The sequence below is a fragment of the Mycobacterium sp. ACS1612 genome (assembly GCF_001667505.1).
GTDB lineage: Bacteria > Actinomycetota > Actinomycetes > Mycobacteriales > Mycobacteriaceae > Mycobacterium.
Genome location: NZ_LZHZ01000067.1, coordinates 158,244 through 179,545, shown reverse-complemented (window position 1 = coordinate 179,545; position 21,302 = coordinate 158,244). Strand labels below are relative to the sequence as shown.

The 21,302-nt window shown below is 62.7% G+C and carries 15 protein-coding genes; 6 read left to right on the top strand and 9 right to left on the bottom strand.

The genetic code is table 11. From position 1 onward, the window contains the following. From treY to A5724_RS29250, 4 genes are all read left to right on the top strand, one after another. Positions 1-2,205: a malto-oligosyltrehalose synthase gene (treY, locus tag A5724_RS29265; RefSeq protein WP_067810532.1), complete on the top strand. Its 2,205-nt coding sequence runs from the start codon at positions 1-3 to the stop codon at positions 2,203-2,205. Beyond that, positions 2,198-3,925: a malto-oligosyltrehalose trehalohydrolase gene (gene treZ, locus A5724_RS29260; protein ID WP_067810531.1), complete on the top strand. Its 1,728-nt coding sequence runs from the start codon at positions 2,198-2,200 to the stop codon at positions 3,923-3,925. The genes treY and treZ overlap by 8 nt, the downstream gene beginning before the upstream one ends. 627 nt (positions 3,926-4,552) lie before the next feature. Next, positions 4,553-5,992 carry a cytochrome P450 gene (locus A5724_RS29255; RefSeq protein ID WP_082965341.1) on the top strand — a complete coding sequence of 480 codons (1,440 nt, stop codon included), beginning with the start codon at positions 4,553-4,555 and terminating at the stop codon, positions 5,990-5,992. 53 nt (positions 5,993-6,045) lie between these two features. Further along, complete coding sequence (locus A5724_RS29250) at positions 6,046-6,843, top strand: phthiotriol/phenolphthiotriol dimycocerosates methyltransferase (protein ID WP_232005023.1); 798 nt, start codon at positions 6,046-6,048, stop codon at positions 6,841-6,843. A 643-nt stretch (positions 6,844-7,486) separates the two neighbouring features. Here the strand turns inward: A5724_RS29250 and A5724_RS29245 are convergent. Continuing rightward, complete coding sequence (locus A5724_RS29245; RefSeq protein ID WP_067810526.1) at positions 7,487-8,332, bottom strand: class I SAM-dependent methyltransferase; 846 nt, start codon at positions 8,330-8,332, stop codon at positions 7,487-7,489. A gap of 141 nt (positions 8,333-8,473) precedes the next feature. Then, complete coding sequence (locus tag A5724_RS29240) at positions 8,474-10,588, bottom strand: hypothetical protein (RefSeq protein WP_156752505.1); 2,115 nt, start codon at positions 10,586-10,588, stop codon at positions 8,474-8,476. 511 nt (positions 10,589-11,099) lie between these two features. On the opposite strand from A5724_RS29240, the gene A5724_RS29235 reads away from it, so the two are divergent. Beyond that, positions 11,100-11,936 (top strand): phthiotriol/phenolphthiotriol dimycocerosates methyltransferase, encoded by an 837-nt coding sequence (locus A5724_RS29235; RefSeq protein ID WP_067810523.1) that lies wholly within the window; start codon positions 11,100-11,102, stop codon positions 11,934-11,936. Positions 11,937-12,089: 153 nt separating this feature from the next. On the opposite strand, the gene A5724_RS29230 is transcribed toward A5724_RS29235, so the two are convergent. From A5724_RS29230 to A5724_RS29215, 4 genes are all read right to left on the bottom strand, one after another. Then, on the bottom strand, positions 12,090-15,089 hold the full coding sequence (locus A5724_RS29230) for an RND family transporter (protein WP_067810520.1): 3,000 nt from the start codon (positions 15,087-15,089) through the stop codon (positions 12,090-12,092). Beyond that, entirely contained in the window at positions 15,086-15,550 is a 465-nt protein-coding gene (locus A5724_RS29225; RefSeq protein ID WP_232005022.1) for an MmpS family transport accessory protein, read from the bottom strand. Before A5724_RS29225 ends, A5724_RS29230 begins: the two co-directional genes overlap by 4 nt. Before the next feature lie 179 nt (positions 15,551-15,729). Further along, positions 15,730-17,217: an NAD(P)/FAD-dependent oxidoreductase gene (locus A5724_RS29220; RefSeq protein ID WP_067810519.1), complete on the bottom strand. Its 1,488-nt coding sequence runs from the start codon at positions 17,215-17,217 to the stop codon at positions 15,730-15,732. 182 nt (positions 17,218-17,399) lie between these two features. After that, positions 17,400-18,185, bottom strand: a complete 786-nt coding sequence (locus A5724_RS29215; protein WP_197518815.1) for an alpha/beta hydrolase — start codon at positions 18,183-18,185, stop codon at positions 17,400-17,402. 219 nt (positions 18,186-18,404) lie between these two features. Between A5724_RS29215 and A5724_RS29210 the strand changes: the two genes are divergently transcribed. Continuing rightward, a complete protein-coding gene (locus A5724_RS29210; RefSeq protein ID WP_067810515.1) occupies positions 18,405-19,238 on the top strand; it encodes an SDR family NAD(P)-dependent oxidoreductase in 834 nt (277 codons plus the stop codon). A gap of 71 nt (positions 19,239-19,309) precedes the next feature. Here A5724_RS29210 and A5724_RS29205 read toward each other — a convergent pair whose 3' ends face one another. Genes A5724_RS29205 through A5724_RS29195 form a run of 3 tightly spaced genes read right to left on the bottom strand, consistent with a single transcriptional unit; the run spans position 19,310 to position 21,263 of the window. Further along, positions 19,310-20,071, bottom strand: coding sequence for a nitroreductase family protein (locus tag A5724_RS29205; protein ID WP_067810513.1), 762 nt, complete (start codon positions 20,069-20,071; stop codon positions 19,310-19,312). Beyond that, positions 20,064-20,567: a DUF2505 domain-containing protein gene (locus A5724_RS29200; RefSeq protein ID WP_067810511.1), complete on the bottom strand. Its 504-nt coding sequence runs from the start codon at positions 20,565-20,567 to the stop codon at positions 20,064-20,066. The genes A5724_RS29205 and A5724_RS29200 overlap by 8 nt, the downstream gene beginning before the upstream one ends. Positions 20,568-20,579: 12 nt before the next feature. Further along, positions 20,580-21,263: a flavodoxin gene (locus A5724_RS29195; RefSeq protein WP_067810509.1), complete on the bottom strand. Its 684-nt coding sequence runs from the start codon at positions 21,261-21,263 to the stop codon at positions 20,580-20,582. Positions 21,264-21,302 lie beyond the last annotated feature (39 nt).

The following is a 21,302-nucleotide window of genomic DNA, read 5'->3' as shown; positions in this document are numbered from 1 at the left end:
ATGACTTCTCGTGTGCTCTCGACGTACCGCCTCCAGATGCGTGGTGACTGCTTCACCTTTGACGACGCCATCTCCGTGCTCGACTATCTCGACGACCTCGGCGTGTCTCACCTGTACCTGTCGCCGATCCTGACGGCCGCCGAGGGTTCGACACACGGCTACGACGTCACCGACCCCACCACCGTCTCCCCCGCCCTCGGCGGCACGGACGGACTAGCGCGACTCTCCGCCGCGGCGAAGGAACGCGGAATGGGGTTGATCGTAGACATCGTGCCGAACCACGTCGGCGTCGACGATCCGACTCAGAACCGTTGGTGGCTGGACGTTCTCGAAAAGGGCCGCGCGTCGCCGTACGCGTCGTATTTCGACATCGACTGGGACATCGACCCGCAAGGCCGAGTCGTGTTACCCATACTGGGTTCCGACGGCGACGACGCTCCGCCGAACTATCCCGCCGACCAGACGCACTACCGCCCGATCGGGTGGCGCAACGGCATCTGCGGCTACCGGCGGTTCTTCTCCATCACGTCACTGGCGGGACTGCGTCAGGAAGACCGTGCGGTGTTCGACGCCACCCACGTCGAAGTCAAGCGCTGGTTCACCGACGGCCTGGTCGACGGCATCCGAATCGATCACCCCGATGGACTATCCGATCCCGCAGGCTATCTCGAATGGCTGCGGGAACTGGTCGGACCGGATGCGTGGATCGTCATCGAAAAGATCCTGGCCGTCGACGAGCCACTGGAGACAACGCTGCCCGTAGCTGGAACGACCGGCTACGACGCGTTGCGCGAAATCGGTGGGCTGTTTCTCGATCCCGCAGGCGCCGATCCGCTCACCGCGCTGGTCAACTCGACCGGCTTCGACTACGACGAGATGCCGGTGTTGGCCCGCAGGCTCAAGGCGGGCGCGGTCACCGACACGCTCGGAAGCGAATTGGCTCGGCTGCACCGAACGATCAAGTCAGCAACCGGCACCGACCATCCGGAAATCTCTAAGGCGGTCGCCGAGCTGATCAGCCGAGTGCCTGTCTACCGCTGCGACTACCGCTCGCTGTCGTTGGTGTTGTCCGAAGCGCTAGCCGAAACCATCACGGCCATTCCAGATTTGGCGGAACCTTTGACCATCGTGGCGTCGGCGCTGTCGACCAGCGTCGAGTCGGCGGTGCGGCTGCAGCAGTTGTGTGGCGCGGCAACCGCGAAGTCGATGGAGGACTGCCTGTTCTACCGGGACGCCCGGTTGGTGTCGCTTAACGAGGTGGGCGGAGAGCCCGCCCGGTTCGGGGTCAGCATCGCGGAGTTTCACGAGCGCGCTGCGACAAGGGCCAAGCTGTGGCCGCATGCCATGGTGGCGTTGACCACCCACGACACCAAACGTGGTGAAGACGTGCGGGCCCGTATCGGGGTGCTGTCGCAGGTGCCGTCATTGTGGGCGGAACTGGTCGGCAAATGGGTTCTCGAGATACCGCCGCCGGACCCGGCGACCGCGCTTTTCCTGTTGCAGAACATGTTCGGCGTATGGCCGGCCGACGGTGCGGTGACCCAGGGCCTTCGCGACCGGCTGCACGGTTATGCCGAGAAGGCTATCCGGGAAGCCGCGGCACACACGTCGTGGAACGACCCCGACACCGCGTTCGAGAGCGCCGTGCACGAGTGGCTGGACGCCGTCATGGACGGTCAGATCGGGGCCGGACTCACGTCCCTCACCCGCCGACTCGATGAGCACGCACACAACGACAGCCTCGGCCAGAAATTGATCGCACTGACCGCGCCAGGGATACCTGACGTTTATCAGGGCACCGAGTTGTGGGAGGACAGCCTCGTTGACCCCGACAACCGGCGGCCAGTGGATTACCCTGTGCGACAGCAGGCTTCGCAACATCCAAAGCTGACGGTGACGCGCGCCGCCCTGCGGCTCCGCCGCGACCGTCCCGACACATTCGTCGACGGAGGTTATACGCCGCTGCTGCCCAATGGCGCGGGCGCCGAACACCTCGTCGCCTTCCTCCGCGGCGACGACGTGGTGACTGCGGTGACCCGGCATTCGGTGCGACTGGCCGAAACCGGCTGGGGCGATACCACATTGGTGCTGCCCGACGGTGAATGGACCGACCGCATCACCGGCAACCGGTGGTCAGGACGCGTCGCGGCACCCGACCTCTTCGCAGCAGCTCCGGTCGCATTGTTGGAGCGAACCGATGACTGACTTCGCAGTGTGGGCGCCGCGGCCGCAGCGGGTACGCCTCGACGTCGACGGCACCCTGTACCCGATGGACCGGTCCGACGACGACTGGTGGCGAGCCTCCGTCGACGCGGCGCCCGACGCGCGGTACGGCTTCGTCCTCGACGACGACCCGAAGGTGCTACCCGATCCGCGGTCGGCTCGCCAACCCGACGGTGTGCACGAACGGTCGCAGCTGTGGCAGCCCGCCACCGATGCGTGGACCGACGACGACTGGGCAGGCCGCTCGATCGAGGGCCGGGTGATCTACGAGCTACACGTCGGCACCTTCACCCCGCAGGGCACCTTCGACTCGGCCATCGAGAAACTGGACTATCTGGTCGATCTGGGTGTCGACTTCGTCGAGCTGATGCCCGTCAACGCATTCGGCGGGACATACGGCTGGGGCTACGACGGCGTGCTCTGGTACGCGGTGCACGAACCCTACGGGGGCCCCGACGGTCTGGTCCGATTCATCGACGCCTGTCACCGTCGCGGCCTCGGCGTACTTATCGATGCGGTGTTCAACCACCTCGGCCCGTCGGGCAACTATCTGCCGAAGTTCGGGCCATACCTGTCGACGGGCAGCAATCCGTGGGGCGAATCGATCAACATTTCCGATGCCGATGCCGACGAGGTGCGCCGCTACATCATCGACTGCGCACTGCGGTGGATGCGCGACTTCCACGCCGACGGGCTGCGCCTCGACGCAGTGCATGCACTGGTCGACACCACTGCGATCCACATTCTCGAAGAACTGTCCGCCGAAACAGACGCACTGGCAGCCGAACTGGGACGACCGTTGTCGCTGATCGCCGAAAGCGACCTCAACGACCCGCGGTTGATCACTCCGCGTGATCGCGGCGGTTACGGGATGACGGCGCAGTGGGACGACGACATCCACCACGCGATCCACTCGGCGGTCTCCGGCGAACGGCAGGGTTATTACGCGGATTTCGGATCGCTCGAAGCACTGGCGCAGACGTTGAAACACGGATACTTCCATGCGGGCACGTACTCGTCGTTCCGGCACAGGCGACACGGCCGTCCGCTGGATACCGCGAGCATCCCGGCGACGCGACTGCTGGCGTACACGTTGACGCATGACCAGGTCGGCAACCGAGCCATCGGCGATCGGCCGTCGCAAAATCTGAGCTTCGGGCAGCTAGCCGTAAAGGCGGCGCTTGCTCTCGGGTCGCCTTACACCGCAATGCTTTTCATGGGTGAGGAATGGGGCTCCTCCTCGCCGTTCCAGTTCTTCAGCTCCCACCCGGAACCCGAGTTGGCCAGGGCCACGGCCGAGGGTCGCAAGCGTGAGTTCGCCGAGCACGGTTGGGACGCCGACGAGATTCCAGACCCGCAGGACCCGGCGACCTTCGAACGGTCCAAGCTCAACTGGGCCGAGATCGACGACGGCGACCACGGTCGGTTGCGGCAGCTCTACCGGCAACTTATCGCGTTGCGGCACAACGAACCCGATATGGCCGACCCGTGGCTGGACGACATGACCGTCGATTACGACGAGGATGCCCGATGGATCGTGATGCATCGCCGCTCGCTCACGATCGTATGCAACCTCGGACAGCAGACGGTCAGCGTTCCCGTGTCCGGCCAGGTCGTATTCGGTTGGGATGAACCCGTCGCCGATGGGGCGACCACTCGCCTGAAAGCGCAGTCGTTCGCGATCCTGCGCACTGCGAAGTAGCCATCAGGCTGCCGCCCCAGTTGGACGGCTGCGGCTCTCGGGATTCGATGATTGCGGCTGATCGCGCGTCACATTGGGTGCGTTGTCCAGCTCGTCCTCAACGGTTGCTACACCTGCCGCCGCGACATGTGGACGCGCAGAACGGGCTGTTGCGCCACCGCTTCCATCTATACCCGGTCGGCTCGCACGCCGAGGTTTGCGGTGATGCGCTCGGTAACAGCCGGCTGCGGACATGCAGCCCCTGAACCTGCAGCAGCAGGCGGCCCCGTGGGCAAGATCCTCGCCTAATTTGCTAACAGGTCAGTGGCCTACATCGTCGACTGCGGTTGAGATCGGGATTAGGTCGCGTTTGCTAACTTTGGGAAATTTGCTAAATGGGGCGTCAATCGTGTGATCGCGGTGTCAGCCCCGACTTCTGGAGACAGCGGCAACTATTCTCGATCCGAGCGCGGTTCCCGTAGGCGCAGAGGTGCGTCGACCTGGCAACCAGTTTGCGGATCGTGGGTCCGTAACGTCTCTTCAGCAGACCGAATGGCACGATGCGGCACGGGATTGAGACTGATCTCGGGCACTCTCAGCAAGCCGGCACGAATTACCTTAAGGTACCCGGTAGGGAGAGGGGACGACATGGCGACGGCGACAACAGAGCCGGAACGGCTACCGCCGGGGCCGCGGATGCCGAAGATAGTCCCAGCCGTCGTGATCTTGACCGCACTGCAGCATCGGTGGGTGCCCGTTCTGGGTCGACATTACGGCGGCACGTTCACCATGAGTTTGCCGTATTTCGGCAAGACCGTTTTCATCAGCGACCCAATCCTGATCAAAGACATCTGGAGCGCCAGCGACGATCTGCTCGAACGTCCTACTTTCCTCCTCGGCCCGGTATTCGGCCCTGGATCGACATTCAGCCTCACGGGTAAAGAACAGCTGAAGCGCCGCCGATTGGTGCTCCCGGCGTTCCACGGGAAGGCGGTGAGAAGCTACGAGCATATCGTCGAAGAAGAGGTAATGAACGAAACCGCGAACTGGCCCGAGGGCCGCGAGTTCGAAACGCTTCCGACGATGGGCCGCCTGACCCTCAACGCGATTCTGCGTGCCGTGTTCGGCGAAGAGGAAGAAGCACTGGACGAACTTCGCAGCGTGATGCCGGTCCTGGTCACAGTTGGCTCCTACCTACGCTTGATGCCGTCAATAGTGCAGCGCGACTACGGTCGGTGGAGTCCAGGTGGGCGGTTATTGCGGCTGCGGCGCCGGTTTGACACCGTCATCGACTCGCTCATCGCCGAGGCGCGGGCCGACCCGGCCTTCGAAGAGCGCAGCGACGTGCTCGCGGTCTTGTTGCGGGCCCGCTACGAAGACGGTGAGCCGATTCCCGATCGGCATATCGCCGATGAGCTGCTGACCTTGGTCGCCGCCGGTCACGAGACAACCGCCTCGCAATTGGCCTGGACGGTGGAGCGGTTGCGCCGGCATCCAGAGCTGATGTCGCGGCTTGCTGACGAAGTGGACGCCGGGGGATCAGAGTTGCGGCACGCAACGATCTTCGAAGTGCAGCGCACCCGGCCGAATATTTTGGGCTCGATGCGGCGCACGAAGAAGCGAGTTCGCCTGGGCGACTGGGTTCTTCCGGCGGACACCACTGTGCAAATTGATTTCCAACTAGTGCATGAGTCAGCAGAGAACTTCCCCGACGCGGCCTCGTTCAACCCAGACCGATTCGTCGGCGCCAGCCCGAAGCCATTCACGTTTATTCCGTTCGGTGGCGGCGTAAACCGCTGCCTTGGTGCGGGGTTCGCGGCCATGGAGATGGACGTCGCCCTGCGCACGCTGCTACGCGAATTCCGGTTCGCGCCAACCGATGCACCCGGAGAACGGCATAAGAACCGCGGTGTTTCGATCGCGCCGGCACGGGGCGCACGCGCGGTGGTTTACCGCAGAACGGCCGCGGCGAGCAGCTGTGATGGTGTTACGCTTTCGAGTCAAACGGCTGTGCGCGTCGCCAAAAGCAAGCTCCGACCTGATCTATCGGACGTGTTCGGCGCGGCTAACCGCGACGGCCCACCATGACCGCGCCGCGCCCCTCTGCGCGGCGCATCCTCTGGCGTAATCCCGCCATGGCCATGCGCACGGGCTACATCACCGACATCAAGGTCAGGTTCATCAAAGCTTTGATGAACCACTATTGGTATCCCTTTCTGACCCGTCGGCTCAATGAGGAAGACCTCACGTGCCTCAACTACGGCTACGAAGAAGACCCGCCGATGGCCTTGCCGTTGGCGGCGTCCGATGAGCCCAACCGGTGCGGTCTCCAGCTCTACCACCGCGTGGCGACCCAGGCGGATCTCGACGGCAAACAGGTACTGGAGGTCAGCTGCGGCCATGGCGGTGGAGCCTCGTATCTTGTGCGCGCGTTGCGCCCGGCTTCCTACACGGGGCTGGACTTCAACGCAGACGGCATCGCCTTCTGCCGAAGGAGGCATAACCTGGCCGCGCTGGATTTCGTGCACGGTGACGCCGAACGCCTGCCGTTTGCCGACCAATCCTTCGACGCGGTGATCAATATCGAAGCCTCACACGCCTATCCTCGGCTTCCCCGCTTCCTCGCCGAAGTGGTGCGCGTCCTCCGCCCCGGAGGGCGTTTCCTCTACGCTGATTTCCGCGACCGCAAGGATTTTTCCGATTGGGAGGCAGCGCTGGTCGACAGCCAGATGCGGCAGGTTTCGGAACGCATCATCAATGCGGAGGTTCTGCGCGGGCTGGAGAAAAATGCGCAGCGGTCACTCGACCTGATCGGTGTGCTGCCGGCGTTTCTGCGCCCCATAGGCCGCTGGTTCGCCGGTGTGCCGGGCGGGTGGATATACCGCGATATCCAGAGCGGGCAAATCGAGTACCGAATGTATTGCTTCACCAAGAATTGAGCGGCGTCCCGCCACCAAAAAGCGGCGCCGAGTTCGCTTTTCACGTGTCTTGGAAGTCAAGAGTGAAGAGCCGAACTATGGGTGTGCCGCGTCAACTTCAACTCGGCATCTACAGATGCCGTGCGGTGAACTCGAACCACCGCTAATGCGGATCGAACCCAGCGCGGCACAGATCGGCGGTATGACGCTCGCTCAGGCCCGCGGGAACCGATCCGAAGTCCTGCTCCCCCTAGGAATTACCTCAATTCACTCAATTGCCAGCTACCTGGGACGCAAGAGGGAGCTTTGACGGTGTCTTGAGTTTTCGGCCTGTCTTTGGCACGAGACGAGCCGGTCGATGGTTTGTGTTGTGTGAATGTGGATAATGCACAACGCATTTCGGAGTATCACCGGGGCGGGTAGCTGGTCGGCAGCGGGCGCCGCAGCCGGTGATCGACTTCGGTGTAGAAGATGGCAAACCGTAGTCCCTCGCCGGTAAGCGGGTAGCGGAGCGGGGACTCGATATCCAACCCCACCTGACTGTCGAGCACATTCCTCGACCGTGACAGTCGCAACCATTCACTCAGCCTGAGCGCGACGACCGCTTGACCAGCCCCGCCGCTCGCCAGTCAGAGGCGAAGCCGACTTCACGGTCATCAACGAGCTAGAAGCGGTAGCGCAACACAACGGTTGCCATTAGTCGAGACAGCTTCGCGCTCCTGGCTGCCAGCCGGGATGCCAACCTGCCGATCAGCGGCAACTCGGCAACCTCAGGTGCTCGGGTGAGAAAGATTTCGTCAAGCAGGGCCAGCCCATCGACCCAATGTTCGAGCAGCCGGGGGTCGTTGATACCGGGATTGGCCATGCCGCCCGCGATCGCCCGCATAGCGCGGGAGTGTTTGAACGTCCACATGGCGTATGTGGTGTAGGCGTTGAATGCCAGCTCCCCGCTGGGGAAGTGGGCGGTAAGCCGGTTCAGCAGCGACACGAAGTCATCCTGTCCGAGGAAGAGGATGAGCCCGTCGGCGACGATCATCGCTGGCCGGTTTCTGGGGATGTCTTGCAACCAGTCCGGATCAGTCAGGTCCGCGCCGACGTTGTGGGCATTGGCGCGCTGCGGCAACAGTTTACGCCGGAGGGCAACCACCTCGGGGAAGTCGACGTCATACCACTCGACGGTGGGCGGCGGGTTGACCCGGGAGACTCTGCCGTCCAGGCCCGCGCCAAGATCTAGCACGACCGCGTCCGGTTGACCGACTATGAACCGGCGCACCATCCCGTCAAGTATCTTGGCCCGCACCGCCACGTCGAACACCTTGGAACGTCGGTCGAGGAATTTCGTGTTCAGTTGGGGGAACTTGTCGAGACCGTAACCGATGGTCTTGATGATCTCGTCGGCCATAACGTCGCCCAGGAACGGGCGCGGCAGGCGACTGTCGAGTGCCCTGCTGCCCAGCGTGAGGAACAAGCTTTCTTGTGCCGGTGTGAACTCCGGAAGCGCGATCCCCATGTGTCGCCACTCTCACTTCTGTCGTGATGCAACAGGGCGGACAGTCCGACCTCGCGACGGGATCTCGCTGCTCCGATGCCGTCGAAACCCGCCGAGCAAACGAGCGAATCGGACCGCTGTACGCCCGGGCGCTACCGCTCCTTACGCAGCCCGGTGCTTGCCACCGGCATTGTCAGCCCGGTGCTTGCCACCGGCATTGTCAGCTTTGCCGCCGCCGGCATTGTCAGCTTTGCCGCCGCCGGCATTGTCAGCCTTGCCGCCGCCGGGATTGTCAGCCTTGCCGCCGTCGGCTTTGTCGGGTACTGCCTTCTTGCGATCAACGGTCAGGCCAGTTGACGTCGCGTCGGTTGACGTGGCAGTCGTCGGCTCGGGCGCTTCGACCGGCTTCCTCACGGGAGCCGGTGCCTGGCTGGCTTCGGGATCCGCATTGCTTGGCAGCGCCTCAATGTCGACGGCAGCCTCGGTGACGGGCCGGATCTTGCGCTCGACTTGGCCGACAACCGTATTGGTCAGTTGGCTGTCCGGCGCGGCGAGGGCCGCCGTCCCGTCCGTCGTTGCGGAGTCCGCGGTTAGCGCGGGGACCGACGTTGCCGAAACATCCAGCGTCCGCGAAGGTAGGCGATTTTCAGTGGAGGGGGGCGTGGGGTACGAGCCGATTCTGTTCAGCAGTGCGCCTACGCCCCACAGCGCCGCGTTGACTGTCTTGAGCACTTCGTCGACGCCCAGTTGGTGCCCGATGTCGATCAGCGCTGCGTTCAGCCTCGCATTAAGATCCGTCAGCGTTGCGTTTACCCTTGCGCCGACGTCCTTCAGCGTTGCGTCGAGGACCTGCAGCTGTCCGCCGATTTCCTGCAGCGTCTGGTCGATTCCCAGCCGATTGCCGATGTCCGCGAGCCCTGCGCTGATGCCTGTGAGGACGCCGATGTCCTGGAGCAGTGCATTGGCGTTGTAGCCGCCTAGCAGTCCGCTGTCGCGGGCGATGTCCACCAGTTCGGGATGGATTCCAGCCAGCCAGGTGTTGATCGCCGCTGTCGTGGCCGGATCAAACGTGAAGAACCCTGTTTGCAAGATCTTTATGGAAGTGTCGATTTGCTCTTGCGTTGGGCCGTTGGCCTGGCCGGCCGCCTCCAATTCCAGCCATTTCTCGAGAATCGGATTTCCCGGGTAGAGGTCTGAGATCCATTTGACGATCACCGGGGTGGTGATACCCAGGGTCGTATTGCATGCCCCCGGGCAAAAGGGGCTTCCGGGAACGAATGGGTTGAAGTCAACGACCAAGCCCGCGAGCAGGGCCTGGAAGGAATAGATGACGTCCTGGGGGCTGGCGACATGGATGCCGGTGCCGTAGACGCCGGTGGTGTCCGGCGTGGAAACCAGGCTGGCGTAGAACGCTTTCCAGGGCAGGAGCGGATCCCAGACAAATGTCGTGCCGGCCCACGGCATCACGGTCTGGCCGTTTTCGTCCACCTTCGTACCCACGAACGTGAACTCATTACCCATGCTGTCCGTGAAGGTCTGGGTTGGTATTGCCCCGTTTTCGCCCACCCCCGGAGACACGCTTGGGTAGAGGCCGTTGGGGAAGGTGTACCCGGCCGCCGAGGTCAGGCCAGCGAAGGCTTGCTGACTAAACCATTGGTTTAGGAGGGGAAACTTCCTCAGCCCGGCGATGATCTCCACGGAGTAGATGAGCCGGTCGAGCGAGGTGATACCGGTCAGAGGTACCACCGGAGTCAGCGGAGAGCAGCCCTCCGCGTCACAGGACACGCTCGCGGGGAGCAAGGCGGCCGCGATCATGGCAACTTGAAAACCCATGATGTTGGACATCGCCGGGAACGGATTGAACACGTTGATGATCGACTCGAAATGCCCCGGGTCTGCCGGATCCTCGCCCCACACGTTCGTGCCGCTGGGGACAAACCAGTTTCCGGTGTAAAGCAGCGATGCCGCTAGCTGGTTTATGGCCGTAGTCTCGTTGAACGAAACGTTGGCCAGGGCATAGAGCAGGTTGAGTGGAATGTTCCTGACGTCGCCATTCGCGATGGCTTCATCGACCTCGGCGCTCGTGGGAATCGTCCCGGCGGCACTGGTGACCGCGGCGGCCAGCCACACATCGAGCTTGGCGGCGTGGATGGCGGGCGGCGTTGGCGGTGCGACGATGGCGGGCGGCGTTGGCGGTGCGACCGGAGTGAGGGCGATGGCGCACGCCCCTGCAAGTGCGACGCCGGCTGCAACATGTCGACGCACAGCTATACCCATGCGTCCCCCCTTCCACTGATGTACTAGTGGCGACGCAGCGAACCCGACGTCGAATCTCCCCCGACTCGCCGGACGTTTGCTCAACTGAGGCTAGGACGCCGCTCGCCTCTGCGTCAACCCTGGCCAATGCTTGCGTGGCCAAGGGCGTCGTGCCAAGGCCGGATGCCGCTCGACCGGTTTGCGCGTCGTCGGCGGGTAGCGTCCGCGCGGCCAACCGCAGGCTAGGACCCAGCAAGGGTTTACGGCGCCGATAGGCCACCGCCAGGACCAGGATCTCGGTGAAGTTGTCGGCCTGCCACTGCGCTGCGCGCGCTGCATCATCATCGCGTCGGACAGCGACATGTGGAGGCCGGCCAACGCCTCGGACGCGGTCCGCACGATGTATCCGGACGGAGTGCCCGCATTCGGTGTGACAACATCGCGCGCCCGTGCCCGACCCGGGCCGCCGACCGGTCTGGACTGCCGCCCGATACCCGCCCACTATCGAGCCCTGCCTGCGATACTGCCCTGCATGAGTCGCAGCCCGCTGCAAACCTTGGACAGAATCGGCGTTGGCCTCGTGTACCGCATCGGGTCCACCGCGACCTATAAGAAGGTCTTCAAGTACTGGTATCCCTTCATGACGCGTCGGCTTGTCGGGCACGAGGATGTCGTGTTCCTGAACTGGGGCTACGAAGAAGATCCGCCGATGGGTCTGCCACTTGATGAGTCCGACGAGCCCAACCGCTACAGCATTCAGCTGTACCACCAGACCGCAACCCAAATCGATCTCAGCGGCAAAAAAGTGCTGGAAGTCAGCTGCGGCCACGGTGGCGGAGCCTCCTACCTGATGCGCACACTGCATCCCGACTCCTACACCGCGCTGGACTTCAATTCGGCGGCCATCGAGTTCTGCCGAAAGAGGCACAATCTGCCCGGCCTGGATTTCGTGCAGGGCGACGCCCAGAGCCTGCCGTTCCCCGACGAATCCTTCGATGCGGTGATCAACGTCGAGGCTTCTCACATCTACCCCGACTTCGACCGTTTCGTACGCGAAGTGGTGCGCGTCCTGCGCCCCGGCGGGCATTTTCTTCACGCCGATTTCCGCAACCGCGACAACTTCCCCGCCTGGGAAGCAGGACTGACTCAGCCCCCACTGCGGCTAATCTCCGAGAAGATCATCAACGACCAAGTTCTGCGCGGCTTGCGCAAGAATTCACCCCGGTCAAACGAACTGATCAATCGTTATTCGCCGCCCTTCCTGCGCCGCTTCGGCCGCGAATTCGCGGTCGTCGATGGCTCGATGTTCTACAAAGACCTCGAGCGCGGCGAAATTCATTACCGCACCTACTGCCTCACCAAGGACTGAAGCGGGCCTGCCTTAAAGCCTGGGAGTGCACGCGCCGTTGCGCGTACTTCTTTGCGGGCGTGCGCGTCGTCGTCATCGGCCCGCAAGGCCAGCAATGGCGTCGTCACGCGGCGATCAGGGCTGTGCAGCACCTGCTCAAGGCCTGAACCCTTCTTAAGCCAATGGCGGCAACTTGGCTGTCGGCAGATCCTCGGAGTGAAGGTCGGGTGCAACCGGCTGCTGCGCAACGCGGGGCGGGGAGCCATGGCTTCTGACGCGGGGCGGACGCGACCGAACCTTTGTGGGCCACCAGAACCAGGGTCCCAGCAGCGCGGCGGCGGACGGCATCATGAACGACCGCACCACCAGGGTGTCGAACAGCAGACCGAGACCAATCGTGGTGCCCACCTGACCGACGATTCGCAGGTCGCTGACCACCATCGAGGCCATCGTGAACGCGAACACCAGGCCGGCCGTGGTCACGACCTTACCGGTGCCGCCCATCGCACGGATGATGCCTGTTTTCAGCCCGGCGCCAATTTCCTCCTTGAACCGGGCGACCAGCAGCAAATTGTAATCAGCTCCCACCGCCAAAAGAATGATGATCGACATCAACAGGACCATCCAGTGCAGGTTGAAGCCAAGAATGTACTGCCAGACCAGCACCGACAGCCCAAACGAGGCCCCCAATGAGCCCACTACTGTCCCCACGATCACCAGCGCGGCAATAAGGCTTCGCGTGATGATCAACATGATGATGAAGATGATGCAAAGCGATGTGATCCCTGCGATCACCAGGTCGTATTTCGAACCTTCTTTCAGGTCTTTCAAGACTGCCGCGGTGCCCGCCACGTAGATCTTGGCGTCCGCCAACGGCGTCCCCTTGAGGGACTCCTCAGCAGCCGTCTTTATGGGGTCGATGCGTTCAATGCCCTCTTCCGAGGCGGGATTCTCCCTATGCGTAATGATGAAGCGCGCCGCCTTCCCGTCCGGTGACAGGAACAGCTTCATGACGCGCTGGAACTCCGGATTGTCGAATACTCCTCGAGGCAGGTAGAAGGAATCGTCGTTTTGGGCGGCGTCGAAATCCTGCCCCATGGCAGCCGTTTCGCCGCTAACCTCCTCCGTTTGCTCAATGATTCCGGACATCGTGCTGTACGTCGTCAGTAGCGTGGTCTGTACGCTTTGTACGGTAGCGATCTGCGCGGGTAACAGCGCGAGAAGCTGCGGCATCACCGTGTCGATATTCTCCAGATCTGGCACGACTTCGTCCCGCATGACCGTGTCGATTTTGTCCAGATCTGGCGTGAGCTCGTCCAGCTTGTCACTGATCCTGTCCACACCATCCGATGCATCATATGCAGACCTCAGCGCCCCGCAGATCGGGATGTTCTCGCAGTGCGGTTCCCAATAGAAATAATTGCGTATAGGTCTGAAGAAGTCGTCGAAATTGGCAATTTGGTCCCGTATTTCCTTAGTGATATCCACCGTTTCCTTCGTGACGCCAATTGCGTGGTGAGTGGCGTCGGCAAGGTCTTTCGTGGCGCCGACCGAATGGTGTGTGTTGTCGGTAAGCTGTTGCAAAAGTGCATACGTTCGCTCCAGCGTCGCAGTGGTTCCGCCAAGCTCGTCGGCCTGCTTACGCATGTCCTCCAGCCGGTCTTTCACAAAGGCCATATTTTGCATCAGTCCGGCGTTTTGGATGCTAAGCAAGAATGGAATCGACGTATGCTGGAGCGGCTCGCCTTCGGGCCGAGTTGCGCCCTGCACCATGGCAATCCCTTCAACGCCGAAGATGCCCTTGGCCAGTTTGTTCAACACCAGAAAGTCCGCTGGATTGCGCATATCGTGATCGGACTCGATCATCAAGACTTCGGGCCTCATCCTCCCCTCGGAGAAATGGCGCTCAGCAGCCGCCCACCCGATATTCGCGGGGCTGTCCTGAGGTAGGTACGGCCGGTCTTCGTAGTTGACCTTGTAGCCCGCCAGTGCCAGCAGGCCAACAAGCGCCAACGCGCACGAAGCTACAAAGATGGGTACGGGCCAGCGCACGACTGCCGTTCCCACCCGCCGCCAGCCACGAACCGACATCGTGCGCTTGGGTTCGAGGAGACCGAAACGGCCGGCAACGGTGAGAACGGCGGGAACCAGCGTTAGCGCAATCGCAACGACGACCAGCACGCCCACCGCGCACGGGGCGCCCATGGTTTGGAAAGTCGGCAGCCGGGTGAAACTCAGGCAAAACGTCGCCCCCGCGACAGTCAAACCGGAGGCCAAGATCACGTGAGCCACCCCGCGGTAAGCGGTGTAGTAGGCCGTCTCCCTATCTTCGCCGGCTTGGCGCGCTTCGTGATAGCGCCCGATGAGAAATATCGCGTAGTCCGTTCCCGCGGCAATCACTAGGCATATAAGAATGCTGATAGCAAAGGTTGAAATTCTGATAACGCCGACGTCGCTGAGAAAGGCGACGATTCCCCGGACCGCCGCTAGTTGGACCCCAACCATGGCTAACACTAGGAGCACCGTCGTGATCGACCGATACACCAGAAGCAACATGATAAAGATCACCACGACAGTGGCCACCGTGATTTTCACGGTCGCGCGGTCACCGGTGGCGGCCAGATCCGTTAGGAGCGGCGTCGGGCCCGTGACATAGGCCTTCACCCCAACCGGCGCGGGAGTTCGCTGCACGATATTCCGAACAGCCTCGACGGATTCGTTCGCCAGCGCCTCGCCTTGGTTCCCGGCGAGATTCAGTTGAACATACGCGGCCTTGCCGTCCGCGCTTTGCGCTGCCGGCGCGGTCAGCGGGTCCCCCCAGAAATCCTGGATGTGCTGCACGTGCTTCGTGTCGGCGGTCAACTGACGAATTAATTGGCCGTAATACTGGCGGGCATCGTCACCGAGGGGTTGCTCGCCCTCCAAGACGATCATCGCAATACCGTCAGTGCCTGATTCCCTGAATAATTCGCCGATGCGCTTCATCGCCTTTAGCGACGGCGCGTCTTGGGCGCTCAGCGATACAGCATGCTCTTTCGCGACCTGCTCTAGCGCTGGTACGCCGATACTCACCAGAAGAGTGATCACCAACCACCCAAGAATGACAGGCACCGCAAAACGACGGACCGTTCTCGCGACGACCAGTCTGTCGTGGCTTCTGTGCTGGGTGCTCATGGGCCCTGTACCAGGCAATGAGTAAAGGCGTTAACTCCGTTCGAAACTCTTTCGGTTTTGACCTCACCGTCGACGACGATGCGACAGCCAATACTGTGACTGTCACCCTGCGCCACGAGGCTGGCTACGACTGCCGACGAGTCGATCGTCATCGTCAACGACCACGGCAAGCGCACTCCATCGACTCGCTGGGGCTGCGAATCGGCATTGAAATAGCTGAGATCTACCACGGTCCCCGCTGGGCCGAAGACCTCGTATATCACCCGCTTAGGCTTGAGCAGCTTGGTGTCCGTAATGTGACCATCGGTATACGACGGGCGCTTTTCCGAGCCGAAAATGCCGTGAACCCGCGACACGATGAACACCCCACATCCGATTACCAGCAAAACAACCAGCGGTAACCACACACGAGCAAGAACTCTGGCAATCGTCATCCCCCTCAACCGCTCCCACTGGTGCACGGTAGTTGCCGCCGGCACGCGGTGTCCCGGTAGTCACATAAATCCGCCCCGCCCGGAATCATGCCGATGGTCCCGTCCCAATGACCCACAGCTCGGCAGGTCCGTCCCGATGCGGTTTTGACGCCGTGGGTTTGCTCGACGCCGGCCACCCCCACACCGATCATCGGCGACTTTCGGCGTCACGATATCGCGTAGTCCGTCATCGGGAACCGGTCCTGTTCCTGGACGGCGTTGCGCACTGACGTCGGACGAAAAAGCGGTGCTTCCCCGGTGTGGTGGTTGAACCAATATGAGCGTGAGGTTGCGCAGCTGCCGAGGTGAAACACCGAATCGTCGAGCAGCTTGGTCATCCGCTCCAGGAAGCGGGCATTGGCGTCTTCGGTGACCTCGAAGGTGCGAGCATCGCGACGCTGCAGTTCGCCGAACAGCCGATTCATGTGCCGCATCTGGTATTCCACCGTGTTGAACCACGACAGCCCTACCCACGAAAACGGGCTGGCCATGGTCAAGAGGTTCGGGAAGTACGGCACCGAGATGCCTTGATACGCCTGGAACCTGGTTTCCCGCCACCATTTTCCGAGGTTCCGGCCCTCCCGCCCGATCACCTCAATCGCCGGCAGGTTGGCGTCCCACACGTCGAACCCGGTTGCCAGCACCAGGGTGTCAATAAACCGCTTGGTGCCGTCGCGCCCGACGATGCCGTCGGGCTCGATCCGCTCGATCCCACTGGTTTCCAGGTGCACGTGCTGCCTGGTAAACGTCGGGTAATAGTCATTGGAAATCGTCGGTCGCTTGCAGCCGAAGTCGAAATTCGGGTCCAGCTTGCGTGATAGTTCCGAGTCGCGCACCGACAGCAACCGATGGATTTTGGACAGTCCCGACATGGCCTTGTTGACCACCTTGAAACGGCGGTATTTCCACATCGTGATGACCATCATGAAGTCCGTACCGGTATCGGTGAACCACCGCAAGATCCGTTGAGTAAGCGGCACCCGGGCGAAGAGCCGTTGGACGGCGGCCGGGAATACGACGTCGGACTTGGGCAGCACCAGGATCGGCGTGCGCTGATAGACGGTCAACTCGGAGACTTCCTTGGCCAGCTCGGGAATGACCTGAATACCGGTGGAACCGGTTCCGATGATCGCCGCCCGACGTCCGGTCAACGAGTAGCTGTCATCCCAGGCGGCGGTGTGGATGATGCGACCTTTGAACGTCTCGATACCGGGAATATCCGGGGTCCGCGGCTGGGATAGGAAGCCGGTCGCGGCGATCAGGAACCGCGTGTTCAGAACCTCACCACCGGCAAGCGCCACCCGCCAGAGCCGGGCATCGTCGTCCCACCGGGCGCCATCGACGGTGGTGTTGAACCGCATGTGGCGACGCACGTCGTACTTATCGGCCACATGCTCGGCGTAGCGTTTCAGTTCGGCGCCCGGCGCGAACAGCCGCGACCAGTACGGGTTGGGTTCGAACCAGTAGGAATACGTGGTCGACGGTTGATCGACGGACAGGCCCGGATAGTGGTTGACATGCCACGTACCGCCCAGGTCATCCTCTCGGTCGACGATCAGGATGTTGTCGTAGCCCAGGCGCTTCAACTGGATCGCCGCGCCGATTCCACCGAAACCCGCCCCCACGATGACCGCGTCGATTTGCTGGGTTCCCATAACCTACGGACGCTACTCCACCTATTCCCGGTCCGTCCGCGGTTAACTGCCATGCCGTCTGCGCATCTTGTTTCGCTTCGGCCGCGAATTCGCCGTGGCGGCCGGCTCGCGGTTCTATCGCGTTCTTGAGCTCCAACGAGACAGGCGTATGTGCCCGGCAGCGGCCGTCACCGGCGTGAGCATTACAGGCCGCGAGTGCCTAGCCAGGTGTGGATTCGTTCAGCGACGGCAGCCCAACCAGGCTCGAGCATCATGTCGTGTCCCATATTGGGAAAGAATTCCGCTTCGGTGCGGTAGGCGCGTGCGGTGGCGAGTACTTCTTTGCGTGTATGCGCGCCATCCTCCTCGGCCCCCAGGACCAATAACGGCGTCGTCACCCGTTTAGGCCGCGGCAGCCTCAGCACCGCGCAGTCGATGCCGATTCGCGCGCTCTCTTCTTGCAGCCGTGCCGCGTAGGCCACGACTTGGGGTTCGGGCGTGTGTGCGGAGAAGAATCTCTCCCGCGCGAGTTGCACAGTGCTGACGTACGGCAACGACTTCCCGGTGCTCACCATTTTGGCGAAATGCCATGGGCGATGTCGTATCCAGCGTAGGGCGGATCCCAGGTTGCCGTGCGGAGGCATGGACGTCATCAAAACGCCGGCAGGGGCGTCGTGCGACTCCAGATACTTTTGCACGATGAAACCGCCCATGGAGTGACCGATGACTACCGGTCTGGTGGGCAGGCTGTCGGCAACTACGCCGACGTCCTCGACATAGTCGGCAACCGAACAGCGCCGCAGCGGCTTGTCGGACGGACTGTTGCCGTGTCCGCGGAAACTCACCGCAAGCGCGCGATAACCCCTGTCCGCGAAGAAGCCGAGGAAGTTTTCGTCCCAACACCAGGCGGCATGCCAGGCCCCATGGACAAAGAGCAGTGGGACCGAGTGGGCCTCACTGACGCACCCCTTGTCGATCACCTCAAGCACCGTGCACGCCTCAGCCCTTTCCCGGTGAAGATTCCGTTCTGGAGCCATCGCAACGTATCACGCGGGGGTGGCCTACCGATCTCGACGCTGAGGTGTTCTCACGGTAGGTTCAGCGCAGCCGTTAGCGCGAAAATCGGAGGGTACATGCAGGCCGCCGTGCGTTCGTCTGGGACGAACTCGGCACGCGCTGGACTAGCCTTTTCCTGAGCACCTGACCCGATGAACACCAAGCCGATTGCCGTGGTCACCGGGGCGACGAGTGGCATTGGTGAGGCCACCGCTCACCGGCTGCACGCCCGGGGTTATCTGGTGTTCGCCGCTGGCCGCAATCCAACGGCCCTCGAAGCGCTGCGGTCGCGGGGCTTGGCAGCCCGCGCCCTCGACGTCACCGATGAGCACGCCGTGGCCCGGCTTGTCGAGGAGATCAACACCGACCACGGCGGCGTGGACGTCCTCGTCAACAACGCCGGATTCGGGCTTGCCAGCCCACTCGAGCAGGTGGCGTTACCCGACCTGCGAAGCATCTTCGAGACCAATGTTGTTGCGATGCTTCACCTTTCGCAGGCTGTGTTACCCGCTATGCGCGCCCGGGGAGCGGGCACTATTGTCAACATCGGTAGCACCGCCGGACGGTGGACGTCACCCGGCGCAGGCGCATACCACATCAGCAAATACGGCGTCGCGGCCCTCTCACAGGTCCTTGGGGCGGAAGTGCGGCCGTTCGGGGTGCGGGTGGTGTTGATCGAACCCACCGGGGTACGCAACACCAGGTTCACCGAAGCGCGACAGACGGCAATGCCGTCGGAGGCCTCCGACGATGTGTACCGCGAGTTCAAGCGGCGCTACGTCGAGATGACGTCCGCGCTGGCCGAGAAACCGGTCGTCACGGTCGATGCGGACACGGTCGCCCGCGCGGTGGTCCGGGCGGTCGAGGCCAAAAACCCCAAACCCCGCTACATCGTGGGGGTGTCAGGAAAGGCCTCCGTGCTGGCTCGTCTGCTGCTGACCGATCGGATGTGGGACCGGGTCATGATGAAGGGCCTCAGCGGCTAGGGTCGCATCCCGAAGGCCGCTGCGCGGCAAGAGAATCCGTGTAACCGTCGGATCCCAGCCAGTTGCGAAGCTCACCGGGCGGGTCGCTCGTGCGTGTCGAACCAGACCCGGTTGCCGTAAGCATCGCGATGCGCCACCTGTTCGACCGGTTTGCGGGTGGCCACCCCGTAGCGTCCGCGCGGCCACCCCAGCGGCACAATGCAGCACGGCGTTACTGCGTGCGGTAGGCCGAGGGCTCTTCGCGCCGCCGTCTGGCTCCACAGCGGCAAGGTGATCAGGGAGGCGCCCAGGCCGATGGCACGCGCGGCCAGTAACAGGTTCTGCACGCTGGGATAGATCGATCCCCAGTATGCCGACTCGGCCACATGCGGCATCCGCACGAACGGCAGCCGTCCCTCGCGGGCACCGAGGCGCAGGCAGGCCACCACCAGGACAGGGATCTCGGTGAAGTGGTCGATCTGCCACTGAATGGCGCGCGCGATCTTGGCCATCGACTCGTCGTGGGCAACCGCGCGCCGCAGCACTACGCCGCGTTGGATCTTCCATGCCTGGCGATAACGCTTGGCGAGCTTCTCCTTGACCCGGCGGTCTTTGACGACGATGAATTCCCAGTTCTGCCCGTCGTTACCGGTCGGTGCGCGCAAGGCCAACTCGATGCATTTCAGCACCACCTCGTCATCGACCGGATCGGGAAGCACGCGCCGCACCGCGCGCTGGGTCATCATCGCCTCGAGCAACGGCATGTCCAGACGCGCCAGCGCCTCGGCAGTGGTCGGCACCGCCACGGACGTACCGTCCGACGGATCAGGCAGCCGTTGTCCGGTATCAGGCATGCTCGGTAATCCAGTTCGTGGTGAAGCGGTGAATTTCAGCGAAGCCATTGGCGAACTGGCCCGCGACGTAGCTCTCGATCTTGCCGCCGACCAACGGGACGTTGAACTCCACCGTCGCAGACAGATTCAGCCTTGAGCCGTCTCCCGACGGCGCCAGCACGGCCGCACCACGTCCGGATCCCGGCGCGCCGATCACCGCGACGCTGATCTCCCCGCCGAGCCGACTATCAGCCGCCGGGCGCCACTTCTCCGTGCTCACGATGTGCAGGTCACCTCGATACAACGTGGCGAGCATTCTGGGCAGCCCACCCCGGCGCAGGTCGTCGGTAACGGTCACGGTTACCGTGCCGTCGGGGTCGACGACCAACGAGTCCAGCGTCTTGGCGCCGCCGAAGGCGGCGAGCCGGGCCAGCCAGTAATCCAGTGCGCCGAACGCTGAATGGACTTCTTCGACGGTGGCAGCCGATTCGAACGACACGTCGAATGAGCGGGGCATAAGTAGCTACCTCTACTTGCCGAACAGTCGATCCGCGAGGCCAGCGGCGAAGGTTCGGGTCTGCTGCAGCTGCTCGGGCTGAATGTTGGTCGGCGGAATACGCACACCCAGGTACTTTTCGCGGTACTCGCCTGAGCCCAGATAGCTGGTCAGCGACAGCATCGAACGCAGCGTGTCGCCGGGATAGGTGAAGTGAACCTCGTCGACGAATTTGCCGCCCTGCTGCTCGGCGAGCTCGCGCACCGCCGTGAGGTTTTCCAGCCAATACTGACGGCACACGACGAACACCGCGAAGGGCTTGCCGGACAGTAATTTTCGCGCCTCGTCCGACTTCAGGAAGGAGCGCATCGGCATACTCACGGTCTGCCACCAGGTCGGTGAGCCGATACAGATCAGGTCGTAGTCGCCGTTTCGCACTGTATCCGGGGTTCGGATCTCCCCAGTGGCGCCGCGCTTCTGGGCCGGCAGAACGCCGAGCATATCGGGCCATACACGTTGCATCGGAAAACGCGAAAACCGTTCGGAATACCGCGGATCGGTGAACTCGATCGGCGCCTTGTGTACCTCGCAACCGCGCTCGGCGAAAACCTTTCCCGCGGCCTCAAGCACTTTGAGCGACTGCCCCGTGTAGCTGTAGTACAGCAGCAAGACTCCGGGCGGACTTCCGTTGCGCCCATCGCTGGTCGTGTCCGTCATCGCGCCTCCTTATTCAAACTTCTGCTGCATCCATGGCCC

Excerpts from the sequence above, each read along its gene's own strand:
- treY (WP_067810532.1), top strand. The coding sequence starts at position 1 with ATGACTTCTCGTGTGCTCTCGACGTACCGCCTCCAGATGCGTGGTGAC.
- treZ (WP_067810531.1), top strand. The coding sequence starts at position 2,198 with ATGACTGACTTCGCAGTGTGGGCGCCGCGGCCGCAGCGGGTACGCCTC.
- A5724_RS29255 (WP_082965341.1), top strand. The coding sequence starts at position 4,553 with ATGGCGACGGCGACAACAGAGCCGGAACGGCTACCGCCGGGGCCGCGG.
- A5724_RS29250 (WP_232005023.1), top strand. The coding sequence starts at position 6,046 with ATGCGCACGGGCTACATCACCGACATCAAGGTCAGGTTCATCAAAGCT.
- A5724_RS29245 (WP_067810526.1), bottom strand. The coding sequence starts at position 8,332 with ATGGGGATCGCGCTTCCGGAGTTCACACCGGCACAAGAAAGCTTGTTC.
- A5724_RS29240 (WP_156752505.1), bottom strand. The coding sequence starts at position 10,588 with ATGGGTATAGCTGTGCGTCGACATGTTGCAGCCGGCGTCGCACTTGCA.
- A5724_RS29235 (WP_067810523.1), top strand. The coding sequence starts at position 11,100 with ATGAGTCGCAGCCCGCTGCAAACCTTGGACAGAATCGGCGTTGGCCTC.
- A5724_RS29230 (WP_067810520.1), bottom strand. The coding sequence starts at position 15,089 with ATGAGCACCCAGCACAGAAGCCACGACAGACTGGTCGTCGCGAGAACG.
- A5724_RS29220 (WP_067810519.1), bottom strand. The coding sequence starts at position 17,217 with ATGGGAACCCAGCAAATCGACGCGGTCATCGTGGGGGCGGGTTTCGGT.
- A5724_RS29210 (WP_067810515.1), top strand. The coding sequence starts at position 18,405 with ATGAACACCAAGCCGATTGCCGTGGTCACCGGGGCGACGAGTGGCATT.
- A5724_RS29205 (WP_067810513.1), bottom strand. The coding sequence starts at position 20,071 with ATGCCTGATACCGGACAACGGCTGCCTGATCCGTCGGACGGTACGTCC.
- A5724_RS29200 (WP_067810511.1), bottom strand. The coding sequence starts at position 20,567 with ATGCCCCGCTCATTCGACGTGTCGTTCGAATCGGCTGCCACCGTCGAA.
- A5724_RS29195 (WP_067810509.1), bottom strand. The coding sequence starts at position 21,263 with ATGACGGACACGACCAGCGATGGGCGCAACGGAAGTCCGCCCGGAGTC.